25 protein-coding genes, 1 rRNA gene and 1 other annotated feature are annotated in these 26,322 nt (G+C 43.5%); of the genes, 3 read left to right on the forward strand and 23 right to left on the reverse strand.

Going from position 1 to position 26,322, the window contains the following annotated elements:
* Positions 1–424, forward strand: a 424-nt coding sequence (locus DS742_RS22135) for a transposase (RefSeq protein ID WP_147325847.1), incomplete at its 5' end; no start/stop codon positions are given.
* A 183-nt stretch (positions 425–607) separates the two neighbouring features.
* Here DS742_RS22135 and DS742_RS22140 read toward each other — a convergent pair.
* The 9 genes from DS742_RS22140 to DS742_RS22185 all read right to left on the reverse strand — a co-directional run bounded on the left by DS742_RS22140 (position 608) and on the right by DS742_RS22185 (position 10,974).
* Positions 608–2,344 (reverse strand): phospho-sugar mutase, encoded by a 1,737-nt coding sequence (locus tag DS742_RS22140; RefSeq protein ID WP_117419138.1) that lies wholly within the window; start codon positions 2,342–2,344, stop codon positions 608–610.
* A 79-nt stretch (positions 2,345–2,423) separates the two neighbouring features.
* Positions 2,424–3,401, reverse strand: a complete 978-nt coding sequence (locus tag DS742_RS22145; RefSeq protein WP_117419139.1) for a protein kinase family protein — start codon at positions 3,399–3,401, stop codon at positions 2,424–2,426.
* 82 nt (positions 3,402–3,483) lie between these two features.
* Positions 3,484–4,710 carry a CCA tRNA nucleotidyltransferase gene (locus DS742_RS22150; protein WP_117419159.1) on the reverse strand — a complete coding sequence of 409 codons (1,227 nt, stop codon included), beginning with the start codon at positions 4,708–4,710 and terminating at the stop codon, positions 3,484–3,486.
* 34 nt (positions 4,711–4,744) lie between these two features.
* Positions 4,745–6,178, reverse strand: coding sequence for a proline--tRNA ligase (gene proS, locus DS742_RS22155; RefSeq protein ID WP_117419140.1), 1,434 nt, complete (start codon positions 6,176–6,178; stop codon positions 4,745–4,747).
* Between the two features lie 180 nt (positions 6,179–6,358).
* Positions 6,359–6,565 (reverse strand) — a binding site (T-box leader).
* An 89-nt stretch (positions 6,566–6,654) separates the two neighbouring features.
* Positions 6,655–7,746 (reverse strand): M20 metallopeptidase family protein, encoded by a 1,092-nt coding sequence (locus DS742_RS22165; protein WP_117419142.1) that lies wholly within the window; start codon positions 7,744–7,746, stop codon positions 6,655–6,657.
* Entirely contained in the window at positions 7,736–8,317 is a 582-nt protein-coding gene (locus tag DS742_RS22170; RefSeq protein WP_117419143.1) for an HD domain-containing protein, read from the reverse strand. Before DS742_RS22170 ends, DS742_RS22165 begins: the two co-directional genes overlap by 11 nt.
* Positions 8,314–9,429, reverse strand: a complete 1,116-nt coding sequence (locus tag DS742_RS22175; RefSeq protein ID WP_117419144.1) for an AI-2E family transporter — start codon at positions 9,427–9,429, stop codon at positions 8,314–8,316. The genes DS742_RS22170 and DS742_RS22175 overlap by 4 nt, the downstream gene beginning before the upstream one ends.
* Before the next feature lie 98 nt (positions 9,430–9,527).
* Positions 9,528–10,229: an RluA family pseudouridine synthase gene (locus tag DS742_RS22180; RefSeq protein WP_117419145.1), complete on the reverse strand. Its 702-nt coding sequence runs from the start codon at positions 10,227–10,229 to the stop codon at positions 9,528–9,530.
* Positions 10,219–10,974 (reverse strand): nitroreductase family protein, encoded by a 756-nt coding sequence (locus DS742_RS22185; protein WP_117419146.1) that lies wholly within the window; start codon positions 10,972–10,974, stop codon positions 10,219–10,221. The genes DS742_RS22180 and DS742_RS22185 overlap by 11 nt, the downstream gene beginning before the upstream one ends.
* A gap of 199 nt (positions 10,975–11,173) precedes the next feature.
* Here DS742_RS22185 and trhA point away from each other — a divergent pair, with 199 nt between their 5' ends.
* Positions 11,174–11,821, forward strand: a complete 648-nt coding sequence (gene trhA, locus DS742_RS22190; protein ID WP_117419147.1) for a PAQR family membrane homeostasis protein TrhA — start codon at positions 11,174–11,176, stop codon at positions 11,819–11,821.
* Between the two features lie 58 nt (positions 11,822–11,879).
* On the opposite strand, the gene DS742_RS22195 is transcribed toward trhA, so the two are convergent.
* The 11 genes from DS742_RS22195 to spoIIID all read right to left on the reverse strand — a co-directional run bounded on the left by DS742_RS22195 (position 11,880) and on the right by spoIIID (position 22,927).
* Positions 11,880–12,134, reverse strand: a complete 255-nt coding sequence (locus tag DS742_RS22195; protein WP_117419148.1) for a GIY-YIG nuclease family protein — start codon at positions 12,132–12,134, stop codon at positions 11,880–11,882.
* Positions 12,135–12,416: 282 nt separating this feature from the next.
* Positions 12,417–13,988 carry a DUF3794 and LysM peptidoglycan-binding domain-containing protein gene (locus DS742_RS22200; protein WP_117419149.1) on the reverse strand — a complete coding sequence of 524 codons (1,572 nt, stop codon included), beginning with the start codon at positions 13,986–13,988 and terminating at the stop codon, positions 12,417–12,419.
* A gap of 78 nt (positions 13,989–14,066) precedes the next feature.
* Positions 14,067–14,747: a serine O-acetyltransferase gene (cysE, locus tag DS742_RS22205; RefSeq protein WP_117419150.1), complete on the reverse strand. Its 681-nt coding sequence runs from the start codon at positions 14,745–14,747 to the stop codon at positions 14,067–14,069.
* Between the two features lie 132 nt (positions 14,748–14,879).
* Positions 14,880–15,263 carry a protease complex subunit PrcB family protein gene (locus DS742_RS22210; protein ID WP_375340393.1) on the reverse strand — a complete coding sequence of 128 codons (384 nt, stop codon included), beginning with the start codon at positions 15,261–15,263 and terminating at the stop codon, positions 14,880–14,882.
* Positions 15,264–15,402: 139 nt separating this feature from the next.
* Positions 15,403–16,290, reverse strand: a complete 888-nt coding sequence (gene aguB / locus DS742_RS22215; protein ID WP_117419152.1) for an N-carbamoylputrescine amidase — start codon at positions 16,288–16,290, stop codon at positions 15,403–15,405.
* Positions 16,238–17,392, reverse strand: coding sequence for an agmatine deiminase (gene aguA, locus DS742_RS22220; RefSeq protein WP_117419153.1), 1,155 nt, complete (start codon positions 17,390–17,392; stop codon positions 16,238–16,240). Before aguA ends, aguB begins: the two co-directional genes overlap by 53 nt.
* A 24-nt stretch (positions 17,393–17,416) precedes the next feature.
* On the reverse strand, positions 17,417–18,538 hold the full coding sequence (nspC, locus tag DS742_RS22225; protein WP_117419154.1) for a carboxynorspermidine decarboxylase: 1,122 nt from the start codon (positions 18,536–18,538) through the stop codon (positions 17,417–17,419).
* Positions 18,539–18,540: 2 nt separating this feature from the next.
* The gene (locus DS742_RS22230; RefSeq protein WP_117419155.1) at positions 18,541–19,815 is read right to left on the reverse strand and encodes a saccharopine dehydrogenase family protein; all 1,275 of its coding nucleotides are present in this window, start codon (positions 19,813–19,815) and stop codon (positions 18,541–18,543) included.
* The gene (gene speE, locus DS742_RS22235) at positions 19,812–20,669 is read right to left on the reverse strand and encodes a polyamine aminopropyltransferase (RefSeq protein ID WP_117419156.1); all 858 of its coding nucleotides are present in this window, start codon (positions 20,667–20,669) and stop codon (positions 19,812–19,814) included. The genes DS742_RS22230 and speE overlap by 4 nt, the downstream gene beginning before the upstream one ends.
* A 31-nt stretch (positions 20,670–20,700) precedes the next feature.
* The gene (locus DS742_RS22240) at positions 20,701–22,152 is read right to left on the reverse strand and encodes an aminotransferase class I/II-fold pyridoxal phosphate-dependent enzyme (RefSeq protein ID WP_117419160.1); all 1,452 of its coding nucleotides are present in this window, start codon (positions 22,150–22,152) and stop codon (positions 20,701–20,703) included.
* Between the two features lie 499 nt (positions 22,153–22,651).
* The gene (gene spoIIID, locus DS742_RS22245; RefSeq protein ID WP_097006808.1) at positions 22,652–22,927 is read right to left on the reverse strand and encodes a sporulation transcriptional regulator SpoIIID; all 276 of its coding nucleotides are present in this window, start codon (positions 22,925–22,927) and stop codon (positions 22,652–22,654) included.
* A gap of 317 nt (positions 22,928–23,244) precedes the next feature.
* Here spoIIID and DS742_RS22250 point away from each other — a divergent pair, with 317 nt between their 5' ends.
* Complete coding sequence (locus tag DS742_RS22250) at positions 23,245–24,042, forward strand: HD-GYP domain-containing protein (RefSeq protein WP_117419157.1); 798 nt, start codon at positions 23,245–23,247, stop codon at positions 24,040–24,042.
* A gap of 340 nt (positions 24,043–24,382) precedes the next feature.
* Here the strand turns inward: DS742_RS22250 and DS742_RS22255 are convergent, their stop codons facing one another.
* From DS742_RS22255 to DS742_RS22265, 3 genes are all read right to left on the reverse strand, one after another.
* A complete protein-coding gene (locus DS742_RS22255; RefSeq protein WP_117419158.1) occupies positions 24,383–24,850 on the reverse strand; it encodes a low molecular weight protein-tyrosine-phosphatase in 468 nt (155 codons plus the stop codon).
* Positions 24,851–24,854: 4 nt separating this feature from the next.
* Complete coding sequence (locus tag DS742_RS22260; RefSeq protein WP_117419161.1) at positions 24,855–25,991, reverse strand: CobW family GTP-binding protein; 1,137 nt, start codon at positions 25,989–25,991, stop codon at positions 24,855–24,857.
* Between the two features lie 175 nt (positions 25,992–26,166).
* Positions 26,167–26,322, reverse strand: a 23S ribosomal RNA gene (locus DS742_RS22265); the annotation flags it as partial.

Here is a 26,322-nt window from a genome sequence, read left to right on the forward strand (position 1 = left end):
GCCGGCTTCTCTTCGAAAATACTATAAACGAAGCCGAAAGCTGATTTTGACCCGCTATAGAAAACTGAAAGATGAGAACAAACAGGCCTGTGATCTGATGCTTCAGTATAGTGATGACCTAAGGTTGGCGCATATGATGAAAGAATGGTTTTATGACATCAGCCAGCTAGAGTCCTATCGTAAGCAACAGCAAGAATTCGATGATTGGATATCTAATGCAAGAGGATGCGGTATTAAAGAGTTCGAGAAATGTGCAAAAACGTTCCAGTCTTGGAGAAAAGAAATCTTAAATGCCTTTAAATATGGCATTACAAACGGTGTCACAGAAGGATTTAACAATAAGATTAAAGTATTAAAACGAAGTTCTTATGGAATCAGGAACTTTAACCGGTTCCGGACACGGATACTTCATTGTACATCATAGGAAAAATGGTCGGGATATGGAGGCTTATTTTGCATGCCCAAAACAGCATACAGTAGAATGAACCATTAAAGCAGCTCTAAACGCAAGAAAGGGGCGGGATTCATAGGAATCCCACCCCAACTATTGACAAAGAGCCACAAAAAGAAGGATCTCCCGAAATGGAAATCCTTCTTTTTTGTTATTTTATACCATCTGATCTACCATTGCCATAAGAGTTTTTCCAAGCCTCGCAGATTTCTCATCTGCATCCGCCATTGAGGTACCCTTAATACCATAGTAGAACTTGATCTTGGGTTCTGTTCCGGAAGGTCTTACGCATAACCACGCATCCTCTTCCAGTTCATAATAAAGCACATCAGAAGACGGTAAGCCGGTGGACTTCACCGCTCCTGTTTTCATGTCCTTTACCGTATCAGCCTTATAATCTCTTGCTGACAGAACTTTATATCCGCCAAAATCTACAGGCGTATTGCTTCGCATGGATTCCATAATCGCCCGGATCTTAGCCTGACCTTCAATGCCTTTTAACCCGATTGAATTAACAGCATCTTTATAATATCCATACTTTTCATACATCGCGATCATGGCATCCCAGAGACTCATACCTTTAGTCTTATAATAGGCGGCAGCTTCACAGAGTGCGGCCGTTGCAGAAATTGCATCTTTATCCCGGGCATAGGTGCCGATCAGGCATCCATAGCTTTCTTCCAGCCCAAACAGATAGGTACCATAGCCGGTGGCCTCTTCCTTTAAGATCTGCTGTCCGATATATTTAAACCCGGTCAGCACCTCTATGAGTTCACACCCATAATACTTTGCCACTGCGTCCACCAGATTAGTCGTTACAATTGACTTTACCACCTGTCCGTCAGACGGAATGTCTCCACGCTCCTGTCTCTGGCTTAATACGTACTCACAGAGGAGGGAACCGGACATATTGCCGGTGAGCGGAATGTACTCTCCTGATTTATAATCCTTTACATAAACTCCCAGGCGGTCCGCATCAGGATCGGTAGCTAAAACCAGGTCCGCATCTTTTTCCTTTGCCAGGGAAAGACCAAGTTTAAATGCCTCCTCTGCCTCTGGATTGGGATAGCTCACAGTAGGAAAATCTCCATCTGGCAGTTCCTGCTCCGGTACCACGTATACATGGGTGAAGCCAAGCTCCTTTAAGACTCTTCTTGCCGGAACATTGCCTGTACCATGGAGAGGGGTATAAACGATGGATAATTCGTCTTTCATCTGGTCAATTGCAGCCTGATTCATGACCTGTGCCTTTACCTGTGCAATGTAGGCATCATCCAAGGAGGCACCTATTATTTCATACTTACCCGCTGCAACAGCTTCGTCTCTTGTTATAGTCTTAACCGTAGAGATGTCAGTTATCCCTAAAACCTCTGCAGTAACCCCCTGATCATGAGGCGGAGTAAACTGCGCGCCGTCCTCCCAATAAACCTTATATCCGTTATATTCCGGAGGATTGTGACTGGCGGTGATATTCAGACCTGCAATACAGCCCAGTTTCCGCACAGCAAACGAAAGCTCCGGAGTAGGACGCAGAGATTCAAACTTATACGCTTTGATTCCATTGGCAGCAAGCGTCAGTGCCGCTTCCTCTGCAAATTCCGGAGACATATGTCTGGAGTCATATGCTATGGCTACGCCCTTGCTGGCTCCGCCTTGTTTTATGATATAATTCGCAAGACCCTGGGTGGCCTTTCTGACCACATAGATGTTCATGCGGTTAATGCCTGCTCCGATTACACCTCTTAAACCAGCAGTACCGAATTCCAGGTCCTGGTAGAAACGCTCTTTGATCTCATTGTCATCCTCTTTGATTCCTTGCAGTTCTTTTTTCGTTGCCTCATCAAAGTATGGATTTGACAGCCATTCTTCATAGATGCTTCTGTAATCTTTCATAAGCAAAATGCTCCTTTCTCTCCACTTCATGTTACGGTTATTATAAATCATAACAAAGCAAAAAGAAAGCAGATTCCCATTATTTTATTCTTGACAGGAAAAGATTCCGCATAGGCTGCTGAATCTCTAAATCCCTTAGTTTTTCAATATTTCTGGCCGGTATCCAGGCCTTATTGGCATTATAATAAAAGTTAATCTGCTTCCAGTATTTTTCCGGATACAAAAACAGATAATACAGGCAGGTCCTGTCTGCACCTGATAAAGGAAGTACTTTCGTATAAGTATCAAGCATGGACATACCAAGCTTTAAATTCCAGTCATGCTTTTCCATGGCCTTCCTCATAAAATGGTAAAGATCCTCCATCTGCATACCTCTGTGCATCCGGTTAAACTCTACAATCGCAACATCATGGGAACACATCAGAATATGATGCTGGTTTAGATCCCCATGACACAAATACCCCTCCCCAACCCCGCTTTCCTCACAAAAACCTGCAAGTCCTTTACAGGCTTCCATAGCCTGATCAAAAAATACGTCATAATTTCCCATGACACATAGTTCAAACTCAGACTTCTTTCTTTTACTGCGGATAAAACTGCGGGCCCGTATCAGCTCCCTGTTGTGACGCTCCATCTCTTCAGCCGGCTGCTGCACCAGAATGGATCCTAAGTTCCATTCTTCTTTAAACTTTACCTTACGAAATATTTTATGTAATAAAGCAATCCGTTCAATGGCGCAAAGCACCTCTTTGCTATCCTTTAAATTACATTCCCGGTCTGAATACCAGTTTTTTACGATCCACCGGGTCCCATCCTCGGCACTGGAGAGAATTTCACCTTCTTTATTTCTGACATAGCGATCCACACTCAAATGGCCGGTTTCTTCCAGTTGTAAAAATACCTGATCTTCAAATTCCAGGCGCTTTATGGTTCCTTTATATTCCCTCAGCAGCTTAAGCCCCTGATCTGTTTCACACAGCCAGGCGCCCCGGCCGCGTTTCACATCCAGAATTCCAAGCTCATACTGCGAAAGCACCTCTGTGTATTTCTCGTTCACAACCACCCCTCCAACTCTTAGCTAATCAGCTACTTCTAGGGTATGAAGGGGCGGAAAAAAATATGCAAACTCCATGGGAAAGTTATCCATGCCCGGGCATGTTTTCAGGGAGATCTTTAGAATAATTCAGAAGATACTCACGGTTGTTATTTTCCGGATTTTTTATAACTTCATCAAATAATGCTTCCAGGATTTCTCCCATTTTAGGACCGGGTTTTATTCCTGCTTCCATCAGATCTCTTCCGGTCACTGCCATATCCTTTAAATGAATGCAGTCTCCGTCATTGATGATTTCCCCGGCAAACTGTCTGACTGTTTTTAACTGATCCAGATAAGGACCGTTTAAGAAAACACTTTGAACGTTTAAAAGATCCTCAAATAAGGAAGTCTTAATCCTGCTCATAACCTTTCTGATTTCCGGTTTTAAAGCAGGAATTTCTGTCTTCCAAAGACCGGTTAAGATTCTGACCTGATCCATGGTATCATTATCCAGCTTCAGCTCCTTAAGAATTCCTGCTGCCTCCTTCTGGTCTAAGAAACGTAAGAATCCGGACCAGCGAACATGTTTGCTGGAAGGCAGCCGCTTAAGCTTTTCAAGTTCAAAAAGTCCTCTTTCTGCAGTAGAAAAATGTTCCGAAACGTATGGCGCAATTCCGCTTTCAAATACAGCCTTCATCTGCTCCGGATAGTCAGAAAGAAGGAGCTTGGTCAATTCCACAGCAATCCGCTCCTTACTGACTTTTTCCATATTCGGTGCGATTGCAAAAATGGCTTTATACGTTTCTTCTTCAATGCGAAATCCAAGCTGTGCAGAAAAACGGATCGCCCTGAGAATCCTTAAGGCATCTTCATGAAACCGGTCCATGGGATTTCCTACACAGCGGATGATCCCGGCGTTTAAATCCATTGCTCCACCGAAAGCATCTACCAGCCCGTCTCTTTCACTGTATGCCATTGCATTAATAGTAAAATCCCGCCGTTTTAAATCTTCCAGCAGATTTTTGGTAAATTCCACAGACTTGGGATGCCTTCCATCTTCATATTCTCCATCAATGCGGTAGGTCGTCACCTCATAGGCTTCATGCTCCATCAATACAGTTACTGTACCGTGCAAAATTCCAGTATCAACTGTTCTTGCAAAAATCTGCTTTACCTGTTCTGGTTTTGCCGAGGTGGTGATGTCCCAGTCCTTTGGCACCCGTCCAAGCAGGCTGTCCCTTACACATCCACCCACCGCATAGGCTTCAAATCCATGGGTATTCAGTTGTTTTATGATCTTTCCTGCTGCATCTGGTACCTGAATTGTAATCACTGCATTCCCTCCTGCATCTCTTATTTCCTGATTAATATGCTCTGCCCCAGTAAACCATCTTAACTGCCGGCTTGCCGCAGCAAATACAGGTATCGGACAGATGATCCTGCTTAAATGGCATACATCTTGATGTTGCGCCTGTAAGCTCCTTGATCTTATCCTCACATTCCTGGCATCCGCACCACATAGCCTTTACAAAGCCTGGCTTTTCTTCCACGGTCTTTACAAAGGTGTCCATATCCACAGCCTCATAGGTATGGGCATCCCGGTGGGCACGGGCACGGGCAAGCATGTCGCTTTGAATGGAGATTAAAAGTTCTCCTACTTTTTGATTTAATTCATCTAAGGATACCGTTAATTTTTCATGAGTATCGCGGCGGACAAGAACCGCCTGATTTTCAGCAATATCTCTCGGTCCGATCTCAACACGCACTGGGATTCCCCGCATTTCGGATTCGCTGAACTTCCATCCCGGGCTCTTATCAGAATCATCTACTTTTACTTTATAATTAGAAAGAACCTTCTTTAATTCATATGCTTTCTCCAGAACACCATCCTTCTGCTGCTGCACCGGAACGATCATTACCTGAACCGGAGCAATTCTTGGAGGAAGCACAAGCCCGTTGTCATCTCCATGAACCATAATAATACCGCCGATCAGTCTGGTACTGAGTCCCCATGAAGTCTGGTGTACGTACTGGAGTTTATTTTCCTTATCAGAATACTGGATTTCAAAAGCCTTTGCAAATCCGCTTCCAAAGTTATGGCTGGTTCCGGACTGAAGTGCTTTTCCATCATGCATCAGGGCCTCAATGGTATAAGTAGCCTCTGCTCCGGCAAATTTCTCTTTATCTGTTTTCTGGCCGCGGATAACCGGCATTGCAAGCACTTCTTCGCAGAAATCTGCATATAAGTTAAGCATCATTTCTGTTCTTTCAGCTGCTTCTTCAGATGTGGCATGGGCCGTATGGCCTTCCTGCCATAAGAATTCTCTGGAACGAAGAAATGGTCTGGTTGTTTTTTCCCAGCGAACTACGGAGCACCACTGGTTATAAACCTTCGGAAGATCCCGGTAAGACTGAATCTCTCTGGAATAAAAATCACAGAATAAAGTTTCAGATGTAGGTCTTACACAGAGCCTTTCCTGCAATGGCTCAAGCCCTCCATGAGTAACCCATGCTACTTCCGGAGCAAATCCTTCCACATGGTCTTTTTCCTTTTCTAATAAACTTTCCGGAATAAACATAGGCATATATACATTCTCCACGCCTGTTTCTTTGAATCTGGAGTCCAGCTCCTTCTGAATGTTCTCCCAGATAGCATAGCCTGCAGGTTTAATTACCATACAGCCCTTTACACTGGAGTAATCGATTAATTCTGCTTTTTTAACTACATCTGTGTACCACTGTGCGAAATCCACATCCATGGATGTGATCGCTTCTACTAATTTCTTGTCCTTAGCCATGATAAAACTCCTTTCCTATTTCCTGCCCATGTTTTTTGGGCATAAAGGGATACCCGCAGGGTGTTTCCTATTTCCTGCCCATGTTTTTTGGGCATAAAGGGATACCCGTAGGGTGTTTCCTATTTCCTGCCCATGTTTTTTGGGCATAGAGGGATACAAAAAGAGCCATCCAATCCCCAGAAAAGGGACCGAACAGCTCGGCGGTGCCACCCAATTTAGCCGCTGCTTTCATGCGGCTCACTTTTAATCCGATAACGCCGGACAAGCGCCGCAGTTTACTGCGGGACTCCGAGGCAGGTTGGGTCATGAGTGGTATAAAGGCTTTTCAGCTAAGGGCCTTCTCTCTGTAATACATCATCACTTATTAATCCTCTTCAACGTCATATCTACTTTTGTTTTTATAGATCGTATGGTTGATTTTACGTTATTTATAAATGTTTGTCAAGAGGCGGACAATTCATTTTCCCAGACATAACCTACAAAAGTGCCTCAAAAGCCCGTACTGCAGCTTCCATAATTCCATCCGGAAATTCATAGGCAGCTGTATGAAGACCCGGACAGTCCTCTCCTGCCCCCACACCGAAAAACATACCAGGAGATTTCATTAAATACCAGCCAAAGTCTTCAGACCACCGAAACGGCACATTTTCTTCCAGATAAGGAACTTTGTTTTCCTCAAATCTTCGTTTACAGGCCTCCGCCATATCAGATTCGTTATATGTATCCGGGAATTCATCAAGAATCTGGTACTGAAACTTTAATCCGCCCTCAACCGCACGCTTTTCAGCCAGAGAAAGTATGGAAGCCTGAAACCGGTTAAGTTCTGACAGACGTTCTGCGCGAATGGTTAATGCCAGTTTCCCGTCAGAAGGAGAAACGCCGAAGTTTTCTCCACCTGCCTTCACTTCTATAATCGTTGCAAGCACCATACCTTGAGAACCGGCCTTTTCAGTCAGTGCTGGAAGACTGCTGATTAACTCAGCGATCAGCCAGGAAGGATTGATTCCCTCCTCCGGATAGGCAGCATGACACTGCCTGCCTTCAAGATAAAGGATCAGTCCTCTGGAAGCACATGCAAAGGTACCCTTTTTCACCACAGCCTTTCCCGCTGGATACCCGGGAAGATTATGAAATCCATAGATCTCACGGATTCCCTTTTCCTCCAGAAGTCTGCTGCAGACTTTCGCCCCCTGTCCGGTTTCCTCTGCCGGCTGAAAAACCGCATATATATTGCTTCCGGTCTTTTTCCCCTCCAGCAAAAGGCACAATCCCGCTAACACGGCGCTGTGACCGTCGTGTCCGCAGCCATGAAAAAGCCGGTTATCCTCCCCCATCACTGCATCCATATCTGCCCGGAATGCCTTGCTTGTCCATGCTCCCTCTTCCTCATGTACGGCATAGAACCACGTATCACAATCTACAATGGTAAGAGAAGTCCGTTCTTTTAAAAATTCTTTCAGCTTCTTCATGGTTTCCTTCTCTGCTCCCGATTTTTCCGGACAGCTGTGAAGCTCTTTTCTTAACATTTTTATTTCACTGATTATCTGTTCGTATGTATTATTTTTCACGGTGGCCTCTCACTTCCTCCTCCATTATCTTTAACGTATGCTCTCTTACTTTGTCACGGAGCTGCTGTGTCTTTTCAAAATGTCTGCAGACTTCATCCCCATAAGTTAGATTAAGCTCGTACTCCAGAGGCAGCCACGTTTCAGAACCTGCTTCATTATGCTGTATTAACGTTTCGGTCTTATCAAGCGCCTTTACAAGAACTGCTTCCTCCGAAGTGAGATCCGACAGTTCTTTAAACATCGCCAGATAACCGGAAGCGAGGGAAACGGGCAGTTTTTCCAAAAGGGACTCAATGGCACCGGCTTCTGTCTTTTCATCTGCTTCCGTTTTAAGAAAGGCCGGAATATCTCCCGTCAAAGCCTCTCCCCAGTCATGAATCAGGCACATGCGTATAACCTTATTCATATCAAGCTCCGGAAAATCCTCTTCCATCAGCATGGCCAGCACAGCCAGCCGCCAGCTGTGCTCTGCCACACTTTCCTGCCTCCCGCTAGTCGACCAGTTATGGCGGGTATTACATTTTAATTTTTCCAGTATTCCTAAAAATTCTATCAGCTGATCCGGATTCATAGTGCTTCTCCCCTTTCATCTTTCCTGTCTTTCTTTGGGTCATTATAGCACGTTCCTTCATAAAGCTCTACGATATCTTCTATAATCAAAAGTCCGATAGGACCAAGGATAAATCCTAAAATACCAAAAAGCTGCAGCCCTACATACATGGCCACCAGCGTTTCCAACGGCGTCAGACCCACTTTTCCCCCCATTATTTTCGCTTCCATGATTTCTCTCACAAAATAGCAGATAATATAAATAATAATGAGGCCTATTCCTGAAAGCCAGTTTTTTTCAATCAGTGAGATCAGGGCCCAGGGTATCAAAACAGTTCCGGTACCAAATATAGGCATGGCATCCAGTAATCCGATTATGATTCCAAGCAGAATAAAATAAGGGTTTTTCAGAAGAAACAACCCGGCAGAGCAGATTATCATCGTAAAAAGCATAATGGCTCCCTGCGTCTTTAACCAGGCACTTCCTACCGTCATAAGGCGGTTGCCAAGCATTGCATACTCATAACAGAACATGGAATTATCCCGCCTAGTGCGTATATCATCCATCTCCTGAAGGGATAAGACGGTTGCAATCAATAAAATTACCAGAATAACAGTCAGCTGAACCACCCATTTTAGAACCGTCATAGAATTTGACATCAGAAATGGCATTGCCCTGCTTTTAACAGCTGCTTCACCTCCGGTTAATATATCGCTGACCACATTTACCATATAACCATCCGGGAGTTTTAAAAACCGTTCCACAAAGGAACAGTTTTCCATCAGCCAGGTGTTTAAACCGTCTAAAATCAGAGGAAGGTTTTTTAACAGCAGCCTTGCTTCCATAAAAAGCTTTCTGCCTGCAAAATAAAGGAACACTCCAAGCACAATCATAAAAAGAAAAATTTCTACTCCGCCGATCAGTGCAAGAGGCAGAGAAATGACTCTTTTTTTATAATTAAACCTTGTTTTTCTCTCAATCCAAAGCGCAGATGGACGGAGGGAAAGGGCAAATACATATGCAATCAAAAAGGGAATCACAAGAGGCAGCAAAAATCGAAAGCTTATATATACTGCCCCTGTAACTCCCAATATTAAAATTGTTTTCTTCAGTTTCCTGCTCGGTTTCTCCATGGACTCACCTGTTTCTGATTTGTACTTCTTTTGTACAAGGTTTATTATTGATCAAACGGCGAAAAATATGCAGAAACTCAAATAGTAAAAAATTCCTTTTAAAATATATCCTGCCAGGAAAAATGTTCAAACAGCCCTCCTTTTGGTTTTATGGAAAATGCCATTTTCTTTCCCGTTAGAGGATGTGAAAATGTAAGTCCAAAAGCAAATAGAGCAACATTTCCTTTTGCTTTCGAGTCCTGAAATTCAGGATTATACTTACGGTCACCCCACAGGGGTGTGCCATGACCTGCCATCTGCACGCGGATCTGGTGGTGCCGGCCGGTCTTTAACCGTATCTTAAGCAGACTCAGTTCTCTGCCTTCCCAATTAATACAATCCACAATCCAGTAATCCAGCTCTGCAGGTTTTGCACTTTTTATCCCCTTTTCCACAATTTTGGAAGAATTATTTTTTCCGTCTTTCCACAAATAATCCACGTAGGTGCCAAAGTTATCCACAGGTTTTCCACAAACAACTGCATAATAAATTTTCTGCATCTTATGCTCAGAAACCTGTCTGCTTAAAGCCTCTGCCGCTATTTGGGATTTTGCATAGACCATTACTCCCCCAACCGGCTTGTCAAGTCTGTGGATAACTCCCACATATGGCTCCCCCTTCTTTGTGGATAGTGTGTTGATATGTTTCTTTAATTCACTAACCATATCCGGTTCAAAAGTCTTCCCCGACTGAGACTCAATTCCTGCCGGTTTTTCCACCACAAGAATCTCATCATCTTCAAATAATATATTAAGCTTCATCTGTCTGCTGCTCCTCTTTTTCCCACTGATCCATCATAGCCTTTACAGACCGGCTCATCTCTCTGCTGAAATCACTATTCCATTTGCGGCTGCAGAATGCCCGGATCCACCGTTCAAAATCTTCCCCCCTGTCATTGACATTATTTAATTCACACTCAAATGTTTCCGGCTCCAGCCGGCAGTAAGTATTTTCAAAAACTACGGCTTCCGGCCTTAGTCTTTTCGGCTTTACTCGGTCTTTTTGCTGCTGAACGGGATAACCAAAAACTACCATTGCCGCAGGCACTGCATACCTGGGAAGAGAAAATAATTCCCGGTGGGTTTCGTACTGTTCTAATATATCCCCAATATAACAGGAGCCGATTCCCATGGATTGTGCTGCAACGACCGCATTCTGGGCCGCTATTAACGCATCGTCCGCTGCCAGCATAAAATCTCCCATTCCAGGTGCCCTGACTGTATCATCATACTTGCAAAACAGGTCATACCATTTTTGATAATCCGCCACAAATACAAGTACCATGGGAGCCTGGGCAATAAATGGCTGATTGTCACAGGTCACAGACAATGTCTTTTTTAATTCCGGATCCGTCACATCGATAATGGAATATAAAGTCATATTGCCTGCAGTCGGTGCCTGCAGGGCCGCTTCCATGATTACTGCCTTTTTTTCCTGCTCAATCTGCTTGTCTTCATAAACACGGACAGACTTCCTCTCCATCAGTTCCTTCACCGTTTCATTCATTCGATTATTCCTCTCTTTTCATGACTTTTGTTTCATTGATTATATTTCATACTGAAAATAATAGCAATGAAGATTTTTACTTTGAATTCAAAAAATACTTGCATTCTTTTTCCCAAAAGTGTATAGTATATAAAAAGATATAACGTAGTTTTCATTACTACATGACAAGTTTTTAATTCTCATGCAAGGAGGTTTCATTATGAACATAAAAATTAAAGATCCAGTCAGTGCAGGCACTCATTTTATTGCCATGCTCCTGGCCCTGATTGCGGCAACTCCCCTGCTTATCAAAGCTTCTCAAGACGGAGAACTTCATCTGGCATCCCTCGCGGTATTCAGTATCAGCATGGTTCTTCTCTATGCCGCCAGCACCATCTATCATACCCTTGATATTTCGCCAAAGATAAATAAGCTGTTGAAAAAATTAGATCACATGATGATATTTATCCTGATTGCTGGAACCTACACTCCGGTCTGTTTAATTGTTCTGGGTGACAAAACCGGTCTGGGCCTCCTTGCTCTTGTCTGGGGAATCGCCATATTAGGGATGATAATCAAAGCTTTCTTCGTGATGTGCCCAAGATGGTTTTCCTCCGTAATTTATATTGCCATGGGCTGGATCTGCGTCCTGGCTTTCCGTAAGATCGTTTTAGCACTGCCTCCTGCTGCCTTTATCTGGCTTTTGGCAGGCGGACTGATCTATACTTTGGGAGGCGTCATATATGCATTAAAGCTTCCTCTGTTTCAATCCAGGCATAAAAGTTTCGGCAACCATGAACTTTTCCATCTGTTTGTAATGGGCGGAAGCTTCTGCCACTACATCCTCATGTATCAATTCGTAGCTTAGGATTAAAAAAAGAAGACTGGAAGCACCCTGTAAAATGCCCGCCAGCCTTCTTTTTTGTCTATTCCTTACTTTCGGATTCATTTATAAGAAGCAGTTTGTCCTTTCTGGAAAGCTTCTTTATCTGCACTTCACGGCGCATAGCCTCTTCCTTCGTTGGATATGATTCATAATAGACCAGTTCCACCGGCCTTCTAGTCTTTGTATATTTAGCACCTTTTCCCTGGTTATGGGCTTCGATTCTTTTTTCCAGATGGTTTGTCCAACCGCAGTAAAGAGTATTATCCGCGCATTTAACCAAATAAGTGTAATTCATGTTTCTTCTCCATTAGTAAGTATGATGCTATGTAAACGGTAATAACGCCTTGCAATCGCGTCACTACCGCCCAGGCTAACCTGTCATCTATCTTAAGCACCAGCTGGATGCGTTATGGCGCCGTCGATGGTTGAACAAAGCTTAAGCTATAATATATTATATAACAGGACTTGCCGATATGTGAATAGCAATCTTTATAGTACCCTGTTTTAATAAAATCATGCAGTAGATAACTGACAGAAATGCCAGACAAAAGTAAATCACCTTTGCCTGGCATTGATTTTATGAAACTTCTTTTACAAGAATTAACCGGTCTCCTGGCTTTACAGTATTTTCCGCAAGACCGTTGGTGGCCATGATCGTGTCAATTGTTGTATGGAATTTTTTTGCAATTTTCCAAAGGGTATCATCCTGCTGAACAATATAGCCCACAATCCCCGGCAATTTTTGTAAATTATTTAAGTCCATGGGAGAATCCACCGCACTGGTTATAATCTGTTCGCAAACCGGCTGTAAAGCCAGAAGATCCAGGGAAATGGTGGCTTTTACCTCAATAGTTCCTCCGCCCATCATAACTGCACTTAACTGTTCCAGACCGGGATTTAGCTGACAAATGGTAGATTCATTAATTCCGGGAGCCTCAATCAGAAAATGGAACGGAATATCTTCCACTGCACACTGAATTGGCTGCGAGTCATCAGACGTCATATAGAGGATTTTTACTTCCAGAACGCCTTCCACATGAAGTCCGTCTTCCTTTACTTCCGTTTCATCAATTTTAACCGTTCCCTCACTGTGACAAATCTGGAGAATCCGGTCTGCATGTTCCAGTGTAATTTTCTCTGCAATTTTACATTTACTCATATTCTTAGTAAGTATCTTATCAAAGCAGGCTTCTCCTGTCTGAAGCGCCAGATCACGGTTAGTAGAATATAAGTCATTTAACAGCTCCATATTTTCTTCTTTATAAAGCTTCATATCCAGTTCCAGCACTGCATCCACGTCTGTTTCCCGCATTTCACCGTCTGAATCAGGTTTCGCCTCAATATCCTTGTGGATCAGCCGCACCATAACGATTGGTACCATGTCTTCCGTTATATCCTGAACTTCTATTTCTCCTGAAAAAGGAATACTTTCTTCCAACCACTGTATGGGAGCATTTTCCCCTTCTCCCTGATAAATTATAAAAACCATCAGTTCCCCGTCAAGCATCATCTTTCCGTCCACAGGCCTGGTGGTTACGCCTCTTAATATCATTTCGCTCCACAATATATGATCAATATTAGGCTTATTCCCAGACAGGCTGATGGTATCTTTAATCCGAAACGTGTCCTTATGGCGGAGAGCAATCGTTGCCACATCCACCTTTTTTCGAAGAGTCTCTACATTGGGAGCATCACCTGCGGTGGGTTTCGTGTCCACTTCTACAGCAGCATCTACATCGCAAATAGTCTCAACCTTTACCTGCAGCGTTACAATGGCCTTTACGCTTAATTTTCTGGAATTGATGATTCCTGCATTTAAATCTTCCAATTCGCAGAATACCTGCACCATATCTTTTTCTTCCAGTCCGGGTACATTAATTGGTTCTTCAAAATTAATGCTCCCGCTTAAAGTACAAAGTCCGCCTTCTGATCCCCGATACAAAATGGTAAAATCCATCTTTCCCCGGACTATTACCCGTTCCGCCTGATTCTTGACGGAATCAATGGTAATCTCACCGGAACTAAGAATAATCTGCTCCACATCATCCATGCTGTCAGGGACAATGAAATCATCGTCAAGCGTAATCTGGGATGTGGCGTTTCCTTTCCAGCGATTCATATGTATGTTTTTCTTCACCAGCTCCAACATGAAAAAGCACCTGCCTTACCTTCTTTTATTCCTTTAAGAAAGTGTATGCAGGTGCATGTTCCAATATACTTTTTTTATTTATTCCCGGGATTTCTCCTCTTCCTTTAAATTCTCATTTCCTTTTTCAGAAAGCAGGTTTTCCAGTTTATGAAGCTTCTCTTCCAGCTCCTTTACACGTTCTTCCATCATGCAGTAATGCTCCATGGTAACCATCTTGCTTTCTTTCTTTGGTATGGGAACTCCGTCGATCTTTACCGGCCGCGCGGGAATTCCCACCGCCGTCACATTATTTTCCAGCGGCTTTAAAAGCACGGCATTGGCTGCTATGGTGCAGTTATCACCGACTTCAAAAGAACCCAGAATCTTAGCACCAGCACCTACCGTCACATTATTGCCAAGGGTTGGATGGCGCTTTCCTTTATTCAAGCCTACACCTCCAAGGGTAACACCCTGATAAATAGTACAGTTATCCCCTACAACTGCAGTTTCTCCTATTACTACCCCACAGCCATGGTCAATCAGTATACCGTGCCCCATTACTGCGCCCGGGTGAATCTCAATCAGTGTAAAAAATCTGGCTGTCTGGGAAATCAGTCTTGCTATAAAAAACATCTTGTGCTGATAAAACCAGTGGGCGAAGCGATGCCAGATAAGTGCGTGTACACCCTGATACAAAAGCAGGACTTCCAGTTCATTCCTGGCTGCCGGATCCCGCTGCTTTACTGCTTTCACATCAAGCCATATATCCTTTAATATCATACGAACCTTCCTTTTCTCCTTACTTTCGACTCCTGTTTGATGTAGTATATCATATGGCGGCAAAAGAAAAAAGAGAAATTTAAAATAGCTGCCCTGCATTATTTTTACAGAACAGCTATTTTCTTACATAAATTACTGAAATACAACCGGAAGCTCCGACATCTCCGTCCGAATTACAATAAATGGATAAGATGGTTCCGTTCCTGTGTTTTCACCCTTTTCCGGACCAATTAATTCCGTATCCAGGACTATGGAATTGTCAGTAAGATAAAGATCATTGACTGCTATGCTGTAACCTCCGCTTGCCTGCTTTCCATATCCTACCACTATGTAAAGATTTTTATCATCACTGTAAGTCAGTTTAAAGGGTGACTGTTGTTTTTCTGCTATTATCTGCCTGAGTTCCTGTGGTATATCCGTATCTGCTACCACAGAAAAATCCAGATCCCGTACTTTGTCTCCATTATCCCCGTTTACTGTACACCCGCTCAGGGTACGAACTACCAGCACCCACATGGCGAGGCCGAAAAAAATCATCCATTTTCTGTTAAACAGTCTCTTCATAGCGCACTCCCCAACTTATTGATTATTACTATTTATATGGGAAGTACGCCATTTTTATGAAATTTTTTATTTTTAGCTTAAATAATTTCAGTCACTGCCTGATCTTTCCAGAAATCATTCCGTACTGTTCCGGTCTTCTGTCACGGAAAATCCCCCAGTTTCTGCGGTCCCTGCTGATCTCATCCAAATCAAATTCTGCCAGGATCACGCCTTCCTCTTCCCGCCCCAAGGACTGAATCAGAGCACCTGCGCTGTCTGTAATAAAGGATGAGCCATAAAACTTTAAAGTAGAGCTTTGGTTACCATTTTCCTCACAGGGCATAACCGTTTCCTCTCCGATCCGGTTTGCAGCAATTACCGGAATAATATTGGAGGCAGAATGCCCCATCATGCATCGTCTCCAGTGCTCCATACTGTCACATTCCAGTATAGGTTCACTTCCAATCGCAGTCGGGTAAAAAATCAGTTCTGCCCCCAGGAGCGCCAGGCATCTGGCTGTCTCCGGAAACCACTGGTCCCAGCAGATTCCGATTCCGATTTTTCCGTATCTTGTATCAAACACTTGAAAGCCGGTGTCTCCGGGAGTAAAATAAAACTTCTCCTGATAATAATGGTCATCCGGTATATGGGTCTTTCGGTAAACTCCCAGATTTGTCCCGTCTGCATCAAGAACTGCGACGGAATTAAACATGGTGTTTCCAGCCAGCTCATAAAAGCTGACCGGTATTACCACCGAAAGCTCTTCTGCAATCCGTGAAAAATGAATAACTGCGTCATTTTCCCCGGCAGGCTTAGCATATCCATAGTATTCATACCGTCTCTCCTGGCAGAAATAGGGACGCTCAAACAGCTCCGGAAGCAGTATGATTCCGGCTCCCTTAGCTGCTGCCTGTCTGACCAGCTTTTCCGCATTGGCAATATTTTTCTCAACGTCTTCGCAGCACTTCATCTGAACTGCTGCCGCTGTTACCTTTCTCATCAATTTCTCCTTTTGGTATCTGCTGAGTGATGCAGTGGATGTTTCCGCCGCCAACTATAATATCTCTGGCATAAACCGGGTAAATCTTCCTCTCCGGAAAACAGCCAGTAAGAATACGGACTGCTTCCCTGTCATTCTCATCTCCAAACTGAGGTACAATCACTCCTCCGTTTGAAATATAAAAATTCACATAGCTTGCTGCCAGCCGCTCACCAGGCTCCCGTTCATCCTCACCCGGTTCGAAAACAAAGCCTTCCAGTTCCTCCTTTGTGATACAGACAGGGACCCTTGGAATCGGAAGTTTATGAACAGTAAAATGACGACCTTTTGCATCGGTCTCTCTCTCAAGTATCCTCAAATCCTCCAGTGACATTTCATACTGTGGATCTTTGCTGTCGTCTGTCCAGGCAAGCACCACTTCCCCGGGGCGTACGAATGCACAGACATTATCCACGTGCTCATTGGTTTCATCCTGATAGATTCCATACTTCAGCCAGATAATCTTCTCTGCTCCCAGATACTCCTTTAACCTTGCTTCAATCTGATCCTTCGTCAGCAGAGGATTCCTTCCACCGCTTAAGAGACAGCGTTCCGTCACCAGAACCGTCCCCTCTCCATCTGAATGAATGGAGCCTCCTTCCAGAACGAAGTGCCCTGCATCATAAACCGCATATCCCAGCTTTTCACAAAAACGTCCCGCCAGAAGATTGTCCTTCTCCCAATCCTGATACAGACCGTCAAAGGTACCTCCCCAGGCATTAAACTGCCAGTCAATACCCCTGACGCGCCCAGTCTTATCTTTTACAAAAGTGGGACCCACATCTCTCGCCCACGCATCGTCAGATTCCATCACCATCACTTCGATTCTCTCAGATAGCATGGCTCTGGCATTCTCGTAAGCATCCTCTTCAGCCAGCATGATCAGCTGTTCACTGTCTGCAATGGCTTCTGCGATTTCAGCAAAGGCTTTTCTGGCGTTAGCAGCCTCATAGGGCCAGGATCCCGGCCGTCTGGGCCAGATCATAATACAGCCCCTGTGCGGCTCAAATTCTCCCGGCATAAAAAATCCGTCTTCTGCCGGGAGTGTGGATAGCTTTTTCATAGTTCCGTCCTCATATCAGGCAGATTAAGACAGCCTGTTTTTAAAATCTTCGTATCCGAATTCTTTTATTACGCGGCATTCTCCGTCCAGATCCATAATCGCTATGGAAGGAAGCGGCATACCGTTGAATGTGTTGTTTTTAACCATGGAGTAAATAGCCATATCCATAAAATACAGTTTATCCCCGGGGTTTATCTCATGATCAAAGGAATAGTCACCGATTACATCTCCTGCCAGGCAGGTACAGGAGGACAAACGGTACGTATAAGGCTTTTCTCCCGGATCTGCGCTGTCCTTTAATGGCGGGCGGTAAGGCATTTCCAGAACATCCGGCATATGGCACGCCGCCGATGCGTCAAGTATTAAGGTTTTGATTCCGTTATCCACCACGTCCATCACTTCTGTCACTAAATATCCGGCATTTAAAGCAACTGCCTCGCCGGGTTCTAAATAGACATGAAGTCCATATCGTTCCTGAATTCTCTTAATACAGGATTCCAAAAGTTCCAGATCATAATCATCTCTGGTTATATGATGTCCTCCGCCCATATTAATCCAGGATAACCGGTGAAAATATTCACCAAACTGATCTTCCACGGCATCCAGAGTTGTTTTCAGCGCATCAGCATTCTGCTCGCAGAGCGTATGAAAATGAAAGCCAGAGATATAAGGAAGATACTCCTCCTCAAACTGTTCCCGGGTCACACCCAGTCTGGACCCCGGTGCACAGGGATCATAAATGGCATGCCCATCCTGGGTGGAACACTGGGGATTAATCCGGATTCCGGCTTTTACTCCCCCAAGGCAGTCCTTATATTTTTTCAGCTGTGAAAATGAGTTAAATACAATGTGGTCGCAGATTTTTGTCAGTTCCTCAAAATCCGATTCCTTATAAGCAGGAGCAAAAACATGGTTTGACAGCCCCATCTCCTCCTTGCCAAGTCTGGCCTCGTACAACCCGCTTGCAGTAGTTCCATCAATGTATTTACTGATTAACGGATACTCTGCAAAACAGGAAAAAGCCTTCTGGGCAAGAAGAATGCTGCATCCGGTTCTCTCCCTTACCCCCCTTAAAATCTTTAAATTTTCAGTCAGCCTGCCCTCATCAATCACGTAGCAGGGAGTCTTTAATTCCTCAATTTTCATGATTATTCCTGTCTCCATACGGTTACAGTCTCAGGATCTTCGCAGACTACCCATGGAAGGCCCCATTTATTTAAAGCCTCCATATATGGATCCGGATCAAATTCCTCTACATTGAATACGCCGGGCTTTTTCCACTGACCTGTCACCACCATCATGGCACCGATCATCGCCGGAACTCCGGTTGTATAGGAAATAGCCTGTGATTCCACCTCTTTGTAGCACTCCTGATGATCACATACGTTGTAGATGTAGATCGTTTTTTCCTTTCCGTCTTTGATTCCTGTAAAAATACATCCAATGTTGGTCTTTCCAACTGTTCTTGGACCCAGAGAAGCCGGATCCGGAAGAAGGGCTTTTAAAAACTGGATAGGAACAATATTCTGACCATTAAACTCAATAGGAGAAGTGGAGAGCATACCTACATTCTCCAGACATTTCATATGGGTTAAATAGCTTTGCCCAAAGGTCATAAAAAAGCGGATTCTCTTAACTCCGGGAATGTTCTTTGCCAGAGACTCAATCTCTTCATGATGAAGAAGATACATGTCCTTCTCACCAACCTCTGGAAAATTATATTTGGATTTCAGTTCCATAGGCTTTGTTTCTATCCAGCGGCCATCCTCCCAGTAAGATCCATTTGCAGATACTTCCCTTAAATTAATCTCAGGATTAAAGTTTGTTGCAAATGGATAACCGTGATCTCCGCCGTTGCAGTCTAAAATATCAATGGTATGAATCTCATCAAAATAATGCTTAAGAGCATAAGCAGAAAATACGCTGGTAACACCAGGATCAAAGCCGGTTCCAAGAAGAGCGGTAATATTTGCCTTCTCAAATCTCTCCCTGTAATCCCACTGCCAGGAATAATCAAAATACGCTGTAAAACCAAGCTCCTCACACCGCTTTTCATAGATCGCCCTCCACTGGGGATCATCAGTATCTTCCGGCTCAAAGTTTGCTGTATCGATGTAATCCACACCTGCAGCCAGGCAGGCATCCATAATGGTCAAATCCTGATACGGAAGGGCCACATTTAACACCGCATCCGGCTGATAGCTCTTAATCAGGGCAATCACTTCCTCTGTGTGATCCGCATCTACTTTTGCAGTCTCGATTCTGGTTTTTGTCTTACCTTCCAGCTTTGCCTTTAAAGCATCACACTTTTCCTTTGTTCTGCTTGCAATACAGATGTCTGTAAATACCTCGCTGTTCTGACAGCACTTGTTGATTGCTACTGCGGCAACCCCGCCGCATCCGATTACTAATAATCTGCTCATTCCTTTTCCTCCTCTTCCAGTAAATCTTCCACATATTTTGGAAGCATAAATGCTCCTGTGTGAAGATTGGTGGTATAGTACCAGGTCTCTATTTTCATTTTGTTCCATTTATCCGGTTTAAAATCATTAATCGGGTGATATTTTTTTGAAGCAAAGCCAAACAGCCAGTAACCTGACGGGCAGGTTGGAATATGGGCCTGATAAACACGGCTGATCGGGAAGGAACGGTATACCTTCCTGTGCATGCTTCTGCAGGCCAGTTCATCCTCATCATAAAATGGACTGCCATGCTGGTAAACCATAATTCCGTCGCTTTTGAGTGCCTTATAACAGCTTCCATAAAACTCTTTGGTGAAAAGCCCTTCTGTATGACCGAACGGATCGGTGGAATCATTGATAATCAGATCGTATTCCTCTTTTTTATTTCTCAGAAAACGAAGTCCGTCATCATAGTAGACCCGTACTCTTTTATCAGCCAGACCGCATGCCACCTCAGGAAATATCTCACGGCATACCTCTACAAACAGCTTATCCGTCTCAACTACGTCAATGGATTCAATGGAAGGATACTGCAAAAGTTCCTTCGCCACGCCTCCGTCCCCACCACCGATAATCAGCACATTCCTGACATCGGGGTGAACCGCCATCGGCACATGGGTTACCATTTCATCATAAATAAATTCATCTTTCTCTGAAAAAACAATGTCTCCGTCAAGAGCCACAAACTTTCCGAATTCCTGGGATTCAAATACATCGATTCTCTGATATTCGCTTTCGCCGGAAAAAAGCTGTTTGTCAATCCGGACGGAAAGCTTTACATTGGATGTATGCAATTCCGAAAACCATATCTCCATATTTTCCTCCATCTTTCCCGCTTACCGGAAATTACTCTGTCAGTACCATTAAATTCTCCACTGCCGGATCTTCTGTTCCCTGCATGGAGCATCCCTTTTCTCTGGCATAAATGATGTATTCCACAATCTCTTCCGTAATCATCTCACCAGGCGCCAGAATGGGAATACCAGGCGGATAGCACATAACAAACTCTCCGCTGATCTTACCGGCTGACTCCTTCACCGGAACAGATATCTTCTTTGAATAAAATGCTTTCTGGGGAGATATCACCACTTTTGGTGCTATGTACTCTCCCGAGAGCATACCTGTCCGGTCTTTTTTATAAAGGCGTTCCACATCAGCAAGCGCACCCACCAGACGTTCGATATCCTGTATCCTGTCACCGATGGAAATATAAGCAAGAATGTTGCAGATATCTCCAAATTCAATCTGAATGTCATATTCATCCCGAAGAAGATCATACACTTCAATTCCTGCCAGACCATTCCCCAGCGTATAAACAGAAAGCTTGGTCACATCATAGTCGAAGATGCTGGTACCGTTTATCAAGTCTCTTCCATATGCATAATATCCCCCGATGGAATTGATTTCTTCCCTGGCATACTCTGCCATTTCAGTCACCTTTGCAAAGGATTCTTCTCCTCTGAGTGCCAGATTCCTTCTGGAAATGTCAAGGCTTGAAAGAAGAAGATAGGAAGCGCTGGTAGTCTGTGTTAAGTTAATAATCTGCCGCACATAATCTCCGTTCACGCCGGTATTGAGCAGAAGAAGCGAACTTTGTGTCAGACTTCCTCCGGATTTATGCATAGAAACCGCCGCCATATCCGCGCCTGCCGCCATCGCCGAAACAGGCAGATTTTTGCCGAAATAAAGATGGGTTCCATGAGCTTCATCTGCCAGAACCTTCATACCGTGGGCATGGGCCAGGCGGACAATGGAGCGCATATCCGAGCAGATTCCATAATAAGTGGGATTGTTAACAAACACTGCTACTGCGTCAGGATTTTCCTCAATCGCCTTCTCAACCTGGCTGATCTCCATGCCAAGGGAAATCCCAAGCATGCTGTTAACCTCTGGATTTACATATACAGGAACTGCACCGCAAAGCACCAGCGCGTTGATGGCGCTCTTATGGACATTCCTTGGAAGAATGATCTTGTCCCCGGCTTTACAAACGGAAAGGATCATACTCTGTACCGCTGAGGTGGTTCCTCCCACCATCAGAAACGCGTCTGCTGCTCCAAAAGCCTCAGCCGCAAGCTGTTCCGCATCACGAATGACCGACACAGGATGACATAAATTATCAAGTGGTTTCATGGAATTGACATCAAGCCCCACACAACGTTCCCCAAGGAGCTGTGCCAGCTCCGGATTTCCTCTTCCCCGTTTATGCCCCGGCACATCAAAAGGTACCACTCTTTTCTTTCTGAATGTTTCAAGAGCATCATAAATGGGAGCCCTCATCTGATCGTCTCTGTTCATATGGCATATTACCTCTCTGCAATAAAATTCCTTACAATCAAAAAAAGCAGGTGAATGTACATCACCTGCCTGAAATTTCATGAATCGTATAACGGAATCAGCCTCCGTCTGCATTATATTCATGACAATTACCGTTTTCGAGTCTACATAGCAAATATACTGTCCCTGCTATTATTGATCGTTTCACAAGATGATGTGCAGATGCACTGATTATAAAGTAATCAACTTATAAAATTTGAGCTTCTAACTCAATCAATAATGTGGTTTCCCACGTTCGGCAGCTGACCCGCCTGTCCGTCTGGGCTTAACTTCTTACGAAGTGGTCAATATTTGCATGAAAACGATAATGTCTCTTCATACTGGGGTAAAGAATAACATATTTTGCGGATTCATGTCAACCTGTTTTTTGTAAAATTTTGATTTTCATGAATCATGACAGCCGCTGGTCTGAGAACATCTACCATTTCTCAAACAGCGGCTGTCTCCCCACTCATTTGTTCTATGAATCTTTTTTGCTGCACATCTGTAGGCGGTGCTGATACTTCTCTTTGGTGGCGAGACCGCCTCTGATATGACGCTCGGACTTGTTAATGTCCAGGATTACCCTGGCCCGGGCTGCCAGGGACGGATTGATGTGCTCTAAACGGTCCGTTACATCCTTATGTACCGTAGATTTGGATATTCCAAATTTCTTTGCTGTCTGCCTTACGGTTGCATGGTAGTCTATGATGTAGTTGGCGATCGCAACCGCGCGTTCTTCAATATATTCCTTCAAGAAAATCCCCCTGCTAGGACGTTTTTACATACTTATGCAGGATGACGGTCAAGTATGAATGGTTAAATTTTATTTCTTATTGAATAATTTTTCACTATAATTACCATATTTTACCACCACTTCCTATAATTGTACAAAATGAAACCACAATTTTCTCCATTAATCCAACTATAAGATAATAAATTTTCATTGACGCATTTGTGAAATCCATCTATAATTTAAGTTATTAATGTGAAATTATTTCTAATTTTAACATAAAAAGGAAACTACTGAACAGAAAGAAGAGACTGCCATTTAGTCTGTTGAGGTGTAAAGAATTGATTTATCTACCTATTGAGAAATTGACTGAAGGTATGGAGTTAGCCCGCAACATACCAGGTTTAAACCCAATGCTGCCTTTCGCCGTAACCGGTTACATCCTTAATGAACGTACCATAAACAGAATGATGAATATAGGTATTCAAGGGGCTTATATTCAGACTGAGCTTACAGAGGGTATTGAGCCAGTAGATATTGTGGAGCCTGAATTAAAGGCAAAAATGCTGATCAGCATACAGGAAACTTTTGATGAAAGTCTAAAAAAAGTGACATTTCAGACGAGCAGACAGATCTATGAGAATATTGCTGACGTAGCCAAAACCGTTGTTATGAACGTTTTAAGTATGGACAAATATCTGTTTCAGATGATTGATATCAGAGATTATGACAGCTATACCTATTCCCACAGCCTGTATGTAGGAATTTTAAGCGTACTTATTGGGCGGTATATCGGACTCTCTATTTCCAAGCTTAATGATTTAGCCCTCTGCGGCCTTCTCCATGATATCGGAAAAACAGATATTCCAATTGAAATAACCAATAAACCCGGTCCCCTGACAAATGAAGAGTACGAGATTATGAAGCAGCATCCAAGCCTCTCCTATGACAAGCTGTTTGACTGCACTTCCATCTCGCAGTCAGTGCTGCAGGGAATACAGACCCATCATGAGAAATATGACGGGAGCGGTTATCCTTTTGGTCTTGCAGGCGAGAATATCCCTCTTTATGGCCGTATCCTGGCTATAGCAGATGTTTATGATGCCTTAAGTGCAACAAGACCATACCGTAAAGCCTAGAATCCCCGGAAGATATTTGATTATCTGACAAGCTGCTGTAATTCCCATTTTGACCCGGAACTGTTATCTGCCTTTTTTCAATGCGTCTCCGCCTATCCAATCGGTACCATTGTCAAATTAAGCGACGGAAGTACGGCTGTTGTCAAAGATAATACTCCAGGATTCTCCCTCCGTCCAATCATCCGCTTCATCAATCCTCCCAGCATAGCTGGCAAGGAGATCAATTTATCCTCGGAAGCGCTCAACATGACAATCGTGGATATCGATGATTAATAAGACTGATTTATAACAGGTGGAAGTTCACCAAATATTCCGGAGAACATCCGCCTGTTTTCATCCTCTAATTGATGCCTTGTGACTTAAGAATCGTATCCAGTAATGTCTCACAGCCTTCTTTTACATCGTAATACGTCGTATCAAAATCACCGGTATACCATGGATCAGCAATATCCCTGGGGCTGGAACTGTAATCCAGAAGCCGTTTTACCTTTCCCTTTGGATCACCTCCCACAATTCTCATAATCTCCGTAACATTCCTTTGTTCCATTCCCAATATATAGTCATAATTGCAGTAATCTTTTTTCTTTAGCTGGACCGCATATTTGCCTGCTGTGGAAATTCCTAATTCTCTTAACTTATTTTGGGTACCATGATGAACCGGATTGCCGATTTCTTCTGCACTGGTCGCAGCAGAAGAGATGAGAAATTTTCCAGTCAGATTCTTTTTATCAATCAAATCCTTCATTACAAACTCTGCCATTGGTGATCTGCATATATTACCAAGGCATACAAATAATATTCTTATCATGCGTTTAAACTCCTTCTGCGATACAATTATTTAACGCCGTAATCATATCTTCTCTTTCATAGTCCCTTCCAATAAATACAATCTGGTTCATGCGGTCACCATAGATCTCATCCCAGTCTTCCAGCACATCCGGATAATTTCTTAGAATCTCTTCTTTCTCTTCTTCAGGCAGCGCCGCTACCCAGCTGGTTGCTTCTGAAACAGAAGCATTTCTTCCTGCCTGTTCAAACAGCTGGGCATGTACCAGATCATCTGAGAACCAGATATAACCTTTTGCACGTATTACTGCTTCAGGGTAATTGTCTTCCAATAATTCCATAAACTTTTCCCGGTCAAATGCTTTTCTTTCTTCATAAACAAAAGAAGACACTCCATAACCGTCTGTTCCGGATTCATCCATATGTTTTTCTCTTAAAAGTGCTTTCTGCAGCGATGATGAATTCATAACTTTGTCATAATCAAACACTTTTCCATCAAATATAAGCCGGGAATCGACTCTCCCCCACGTTGTTTCAATGATCCCGGCCTCGGGCTGAATCTGCTTTATTGTATTTATTACCTGGTCAATTCTGGCCGTCGAAATCAAATCACATTTATTTAAAATGATTGTGCTGCAAAATTCTATCTGATCCATAACCAGGTTTATGATATCAGGCCCCTCTTCTTCATCTTCCTGAAGCTGTTCTTCCATCTCACCCAAAAATTCATTATAAATCCGGTCTGCATCTACAACTGTAATAATGGAGTGTAAATAAACGCTCAGATCATCCGGACCCGCTTCTGATAGCAGAAAACCTTCCGCGATAGATGCCGGATTGCTGATTCCCGATGCCTCCACTAATATTCTGTCTACTCTTTGATCTTTTGAAAGTTCTTCAATCTGATACATAAATTCTTCCCGCAAAGAACAGCAGATACACCCGTTTTGCAATTCCACCATCTTTGTAGTTTTCTGTGAAGAGTCCACATTTTTTATCAGCTTTCCATCCACATTTACGCTTCCCATATCATTTATAATTAATGCAAGACCACTGTTATCTCCATTCTCAAGCAAACCCTGAAGCAGAGTTGTCTTTCCTGAACCAAGATATCCGGTAATCAATATTACAGGTTTTTTCCTGTTAATTTTTCTTTTCATCATAATCATCTCACTTTTCAATAGCCGGTAACAGTTCTTTTCAAAAGCAAAAAAAGCGCAAACCCACACCTGGATTTACGCATTCCTATCTTAAGCAGTATTTCATATAATACATATACCCTCAAAACCACACATTGTTATATATCTTCATCCGTTCTTTCCTCTTACCTAAACCAACCTGGTTAAGCCCTCGACCTATTAGTGACAGTCAGCTCCACATGTTACCATGCTTCCACCTCTGCCCTATCTACCTCGTCGTCTTCAAGGGGTCTTACTCTTGCGATGGGATATCTCATCTTGAGGGGGGCTTCACGCTTAGTGGCCTTCACGCGTT

This window comes from Lacrimispora amygdalina (genome assembly GCF_003432035.1).
Classification (GTDB): domain Bacteria; phylum Bacillota; class Clostridia; order Lachnospirales; family Lachnospiraceae; genus Lacrimispora; species Lacrimispora amygdalina.

Bases quoted from the DNA above. Each gene is read 5' to 3' on its own strand.
- DS742_RS22255 (WP_117419158.1), bottom strand. From the start codon at position 24,850: ATGATAAGAATATTATTTGTATGCCTTGGTAATATATGCAGATCACCA.
- DS742_RS22185 (WP_117419146.1), bottom strand. From the start codon at position 10,974: ATGAATGAAACGGTGAAGGAACTGATGGAGAGGAAGTCTGTCCGTGTT.
- aguB (WP_117419152.1), bottom strand. From the start codon at position 16,290: ATGAGAAAGGTAACAGCGGCAGCAGTTCAGATGAAGTGCTGCGAAGAC.
- DS742_RS22260 (WP_117419161.1), bottom strand. From the start codon at position 25,991: ATGATGAAAAGAAAAATTAACAGGAAAAAACCTGTAATATTGATTACC.
- DS742_RS22240 (WP_117419160.1), bottom strand. From the start codon at position 22,152: ATGAACAGAGACGATCAGATGAGGGCTCCCATTTATGATGCTCTTGAA.
- DS742_RS22170 (WP_117419143.1), bottom strand. From the start codon at position 8,317: ATGAATCCGGATCAGCTGATAGAATTTTTAGGAATACTGGAAAAATTA.
- DS742_RS22180 (WP_117419145.1), bottom strand. From the start codon at position 10,229: ATGAAGCTTAATATATTATTTGAAGATGATGAGATTCTTGTGGTGGAA.
- DS742_RS22140 (WP_117419138.1), bottom strand. From the start codon at position 2,344: ATGAAAGATTACAGAAGCATCTATGAAGAATGGCTGTCAAATCCATAC.
- cysE (WP_117419150.1), bottom strand. From the start codon at position 14,747: ATGATATTAAAGGATATATGGCTTGATGTGAAAGCAGTAAAGCAGCGG.
- DS742_RS22200 (WP_117419149.1), bottom strand. From the start codon at position 13,988: ATGTTGGAGCTGGTGAAGAAAAACATACATATGAATCGCTGGAAAGGA.
- DS742_RS22195 (WP_117419148.1), bottom strand. From the start codon at position 12,134: ATGAATTACACTTATTTGGTTAAATGCGCGGATAATACTCTTTACTGC.
- DS742_RS22210 (WP_375340393.1), bottom strand. From the start codon at position 15,263: ATGTGGGTGCTGGTAGTTCGTACCCTGAGCGGGTGTACAGTAAACGGG.
- DS742_RS22230 (WP_117419155.1), bottom strand. From the start codon at position 19,815: ATGAGCAGATTATTAGTAATCGGATGCGGCGGGGTTGCCGCAGTAGCA.
- nspC (WP_117419154.1), bottom strand. From the start codon at position 18,538: ATGAAAATTGAGGAATTAAAGACTCCCTGCTACGTGATTGATGAGGGC.
- proS (WP_117419140.1), bottom strand. From the start codon at position 6,178: ATGGCTAAGGACAAGAAATTAGTAGAAGCGATCACATCCATGGATGTG.
- speE (WP_117419156.1), bottom strand. From the start codon at position 20,669: ATGGAGATATGGTTTTCGGAATTGCATACATCCAATGTAAAGCTTTCC.
- aguA (WP_117419153.1), bottom strand. From the start codon at position 17,392: ATGAAAAAGCTATCCACACTCCCGGCAGAAGACGGATTTTTTATGCCG.
- DS742_RS22175 (WP_117419144.1), bottom strand. From the start codon at position 9,429: ATGGAGAAACCGAGCAGGAAACTGAAGAAAACAATTTTAATATTGGGA.
- trhA (WP_117419147.1), top strand. From the start codon at position 11,174: ATGAACATAAAAATTAAAGATCCAGTCAGTGCAGGCACTCATTTTATT.